Source organism: Streptomyces sp. NPDC052101 (genome assembly GCF_040680235.1).
GTDB lineage: Bacteria > Actinomycetota > Actinomycetes > Streptomycetales > Streptomycetaceae > Streptomyces.
Genome location: NZ_JBFAWH010000092.1, coordinates 1 through 5,292 on the forward strand (window position 1 = coordinate 1; position 5,292 = coordinate 5,292).

General features: G+C 72.2%; 1 protein-coding gene. It reads left to right on the forward strand.

What is annotated here, in order from left to right; genetic code table 11:
* Positions 1-5,292: beta-ketoacyl synthase N-terminal-like domain-containing protein (locus AB0L75_RS43770; protein ID WP_365191883.1), on the forward strand; the 5,292-nt coding region annotated here is incomplete at both ends.

Genomic DNA, 5,292 nt, shown 5'->3' on the forward strand with positions numbered 1-5,292 from the left:
GTGGCGGAGGTGGAGGAGTTCCTCGCCCCGTATGGCAAGGCCCTGTCGGTGGCGGCCGTGAACACGGCCGGATCCACGATCATCTCCGGTGAGGCTGATGCGATCGCGCGGATCGTGGATGAGCTTCAGGGGCGGGACGTGTACGCCCGGAAGATCAACGTCGATTACGCCTCGCACAACGCGCAGATGGACCCCCTCCTGCCGGGCCTGGCCGAGCACTTCACCGATCTCGTACCCCAGCAGGCGGACATCCCCCTGTACTCCACCGTCACCGGCGAAGTCGCCACCGGTCCGGAGCTGGACGGCGGCTACTGGTGCCGCAACCTGCGGGAGCCGGTCCGCTTCGACCGTGCCCTGAACAGGCTCCTGGATGATGGTCACACGGTGTTCGTGGAGATCTCCGCGCATCCGGTGCTGTCGATGCCGTTGACGGACGGCAGCAGCGAGCGCGGTGGCATTGTGATCGGCTCCCTCGCCCGTGAGCAGGGCGGCTCGGCTCAACTCCTCCGCAATCTCGGCCTGTTGCACGTCCAGGGTCACCAGCTCGACTGGGACAAGGTTCTCGGGACCGGTTCCCTGCTCCCCCTGCCCACCTACGCCTTCCAGCGTGACTACTACTGGATGGACACCCCGAAGTCGTCCGGTGATGTCCGTACCGTTGGCCTGGACGTGTCCGACCACCCTTGGCTGGGGGCGGCCCTCGGTCTGGCGGACGGAGAAGGCCACCTGCTGACCGGGCGGCTGTCGTTGGCGGATCAGCCGTGGCTGGCGGAGCACACCGCGTTCGGCACGGTGCTGGTCCCCGGCACCGGTCTGCTCGAACTCGCCCTCACCGCCGCACACCACGTCGGCGCCGACCACGTCGAGGAACTCACCCTCCTTGAGCCGCTCGTGCTCGACGAGGACAGCGCTGTACGGCTCCAGGTCGTGGTCGGTGCCGCGAATGCCGAGGGCCGCCGGCCGGTCGTCGTCTACAGCCGCGCCGAGGACGCGTCGGACGACGTTGCGTGGCGGCAGCACGCGGCGGGTGAACTCGCCGATGAGACCGGTATCGAGGCTTCCCAGGCTTCCAAGGTTTCCGAGGACTTCGCTGAGCTGGCGCAGTGGCCGGTGCCGGGCGCGGAGCCCGTTGAACTGGACGGTTTCTACGAGGGGTTCGCGGAGCGCGGGCTGGTGTACGGCCCGGCGTTCCAGGGGCTGAGCGAGCTGTGGCGCAAGGGCGGTACCGCTTACGGTGTCGTACGCCTGCCCGATGGCCTGAAGGCCGACGGGTTCGGCGTGCACCCGGCCCTGCTGGACGCCGCCCTGCACGCCCTGGTCGCCGTACGGCAGGAGGAGGGCGACGAGCGTCCGGTGTTCCTGCCGTTCGAATGGAACGGCGTCGAGCTGCACGCCTCCGGCGGCACGGAACTGCGGGTGCGCATCGAGCTGGATCCGGGCACGGATGAGCGCCTCTCCCTGTCGGTGACGGACACTGCCGGGCAGCCGGTGCTGCGCGCGCGGGGACTGCGGATCCGGCAGGCGAGCGCCGAGCAGATGCGTGCGGGTCGGTCCGGCGAGCACCTGTACCGGGTCGAGTTCCGGGTGCCTCGGGTTCTGGAGGAGGGGTCGGAGCTTGAGGCGTGGGTGCTGGGTGGTGACGGGGCGCTGGCTCGTGCGCTGGGTGCCGAGCCGGTTGCCGGTCTGGATGAGCTGGCCGCGCGGCTGACTGCGGGGGCTGAGGCGCCTGAGCGGGTCGTGGTGGACGCCACCGGGGATGCCGGTGCTGATGCTTTGGAGGTGGCGGGCGCGGCGTTGGAGACGGTGCAGCGGTTGCTGGCCGATGAGCGTCTGGAGTCGGCCGAGCTGGTGTGGGTGACCCGGGGTGCGGTGGATGCCGGTGGCGGTGTGCGCGATCTGGTTCACGCGCCTGTGTGGGGGTTGCTGCGTGCGGTGCGCGCCGAACTGCCGGAGCGGTCGCTCCGGTTGGTGGACGTCGACGTCCTGGACCGTGACATCGTCGAGCGTGCCATCGCCGTGACCGGAGAGCCCGAACTCGCCGTCCGCGACGGCGAGATACGCGCTGCCCGCCTCCTGTCCGCCACCCCCGCGACCGACCTCGCGACCACCTCCGAGACCGCGTCCGCCCCCGAACGGCGGCTGGACCCGGAGGGCACCGTCCTGATCACGGGCGGCACGGGTGAGCTGGGCTGGGCCCTGGCCGGACACCTGGTCCGCGCGCACGGCGTACGGCACCTGGTGCTGACCTCCCGGCGCGGCCCGGACACCCCCGGTGCGCAGGACCTGATCGCCGATCTCACCGCTGCCGGTGCCGCCTCCGTGCGCCTCGCCGCGTGCGACACCGCCGACCACGGCCGGCTGCGTGAGCTGCTGACCGAGGCCGAACGGCCCTGGACCGGCGTCTTCCACCTGGCGGCCGTCCTTGAGGACGGCGTGCTCTCGTCGCAGACCGCCGCCGGCCTGGCCGCCGTATGGGCCCCCAAGGCCGCCGGTGCCGCGCACCTGGACGAGCTGTCGCGTGAACTCGCCCCGGATCTGGCCGTGTTCGTGTTGTTCTCGTCGGCGGCGGGGGTGCTCGGCGGTGCCGGGCAGGCCAACTACGCCGCCGCGAACACCTTCCTCGACGCCCTGGCGGTGCGCCGCCGGGCCGAGGGCCTGCCCGCCACCAGTCTGTCCTGGGGCCTTTGGCAGCCGTCCGGCGGCACCGGCCTGACCGCGAGCCTCGGGCAGGCCGAACTGGCCCGCCTGCGCCGTGGCGGTGTCGCGGCGCTCACCGAGAAGCAGGCCCTGGCCGCGCTCGACGCCGCGCTCGCCCCGTCCGCGGCGCCGCACCTGGTGCCCGTCAAGCTCGACCTCGCCGCCCTGCACCGCGCCGATGAGGTCCCGAGCCTGTTGCGCGGTCTCGTCCGTCCCTCGCGCAGGCGTGCGGGGGAGGGGGTGGTGGCGCCGTCGGGGTTGCGGGAGCGGCTGGCTGTGTTGCCGGAGGCCGAGCGGCTGGCCGAGTTGGCCGGGTTGGTGCGGCGGGAGGCGGCTGTGGTCCTCGGTGTGGGGAACGCGGACGGTATCGGCGCTCAGCAGGTGCTGAAGGAGTTGGGTATCGATTCGCTGATGGCGGTCGAGTTGCGTCGGCGGTTGTCGGCGGAGTGCGGGCTGAGTCTGCCCTCGACGCTCGCTTTCGACTACCCGACGCCTATGGCGATCGCCGGGCTGCTGCTGGAGAAGCTGGATCTGTCGGGGGCCGGGAAACCGGCGCGGGCGGCGAGGCGCAGGTCCGCCGGCAGGCACGGTGACGAGCCCATCGCGATCGTGTCGATGGCGTGCCGGCTGCCCGGCGGCATCGACACCCCGGAGGGCTACTGGCAGCTCCTCGCCTCCGGCGGCGACGCCGTCGGCGGGCTCCCCCCGCGCTGGGCCGACCTGGACGTCTACGACCCCGACCCGGAGGCGCCCGGCAAGAGCTACGCCCGCGAGGGCGGCTTCATCCACGACGTCGAGGGCTTCGACGCAGCCTTCTTCGGCATCTCGCAGCGTGAAGCGCTGTCCATGGACCCGCAGCAGCGGCTCGTACTCGAGACCGCCTGGGAGGCGCTGGAGCGGGCCGGCATCCGGCCCGGCTCGCTGAGCGAGAGCAGGACGGGCGTCTACCTCGGCACCATGAGTTCCGACTACGGCGAGCAGGGCCGCGAGCTGGACGCCTTCGACGGCTACGTCAGCACGGGCAACGCCAGCAGTGTCGTCTCCGGCCGTGTGGCCTATGCGCTGGGGCTCCAGGGCCCCGCCGTCACGATCGACACCGCCTGCTCCTCCTCCCTGGTCGCGCTGCATCTGGCGAGCACGGCGCTGCGCCAGGACGAGTGCGAACTCGCCCTCGTCGGCGGCGTCACGATCATGAGCACCCCGCGGCTGCTGGTGGAGTTCTCCCGGCTGAAGGGCATGGCCCCGGACGGCCGCTGCAAGTCCTTCTCGGCGCTGGCCGACGGCGCCGGATGGTCCGACGGCTGCGGGATCCTCGTACTGAAGCGACTGTCGGCGGCCGAGCGGGACGGTGACCGGATCCTGGCCGTCGTCCGGGGTTCAGCGGTGAACCAGGACGGCCGCAGCCAGGGACTCACCGCTCCCAACGGCCCCTCCCAGCAAAGGGTGATCGAGGAAGCCCTCGCGGCCTCCCGGCTCTCCCCGGCGGACATCGACGCCATCGAGGCGCACGGCACCGGCACCCCGCTCGGCGATCCGATCGAGGCGGGCGCGCTGGCCGAGGTGTTCGGACCGGGCCGGCCCGGGGACCGGCCGCTGTGGCTGGGCTCGTCGAAGTCGAACATCGGGCACGCGCAGGCCGCCGCCGGTGTCGCCGGCGTGATGAAGATGGTCCTCGCGCTCCAGAACGCGACCCTGCCCAAGACCCTGTACGCCGACGAGCCGAGCCCGCACATCCAGTGGGAGGGCAGCGGGATCGCCCTGCTGGACGAGGCCCGGCCCTGGAACCAGGACACCGGGCACGTCCGCCGCGCGGGCGTGTCGTCGTTCGGCCTGAGCGGCACGAACGCGCACGTGGTGCTGGAGGAGCCGCCGGCCGCGACTTCCCCGGAGCCGGTGGCCGAGGACGGCCGCCCGCTGCCGGTGGTGGTGTCGGGCCGGGACGAGGCCGCGCTGCGGGCACAGGCCGCACGCTGGGCCGCGTGGCTGTCGGAGCACACCGACCGGCCTCTGGCGGATGTGGCGGTCACGGCCGCCCGGCACCGGACGCATTTCGAGTTCCGGGCGGGTGTGGCGGCGGTTTCGGCGGCGGAGGCGGTCGAGGCGTTGGAGGCTCTGGCTGAGGGCCGGGCGCATCCGGATGTGGTGGAGGGTGCTTCGGCCGGTGGTGATCTGGCGGTGCTGTTCACCGGTCAGGGCAGTCAGCGCATCGGGATGGGCCGGGGGCTGTATGCGGCCTTCCCCGTGTTCCGGCAGGCCTTCGACCAAGTCTGTGCAGCCCTGGACCCGCACCTGTCCCGACCGCTGACCGACGTCGTCTTCGCTGCTCAGGACACTGCGGATGCGGTGTTGGTGCATGAGACGGAGTTCACGCAGCCGGCGTTGTTCGCGGTCGAGGTGGCGTTGTTCCGGTTGTGGCGGGCGTGGGGGATCGCGCCGGTGGCGGTGGCGGGGCATTCGGTGGGTGAGTTGGCGGCTGCGCATGTGGCCGGGGTGCTGGACTTGGCGGATGCGGCGCGGTTGGTGGCGGCGCGGGGCCGGTTGATGCAGGCATGTGAGGCGGGTGGGGCGATGGCGTCGGTGGAGGCGTCGGAGCCG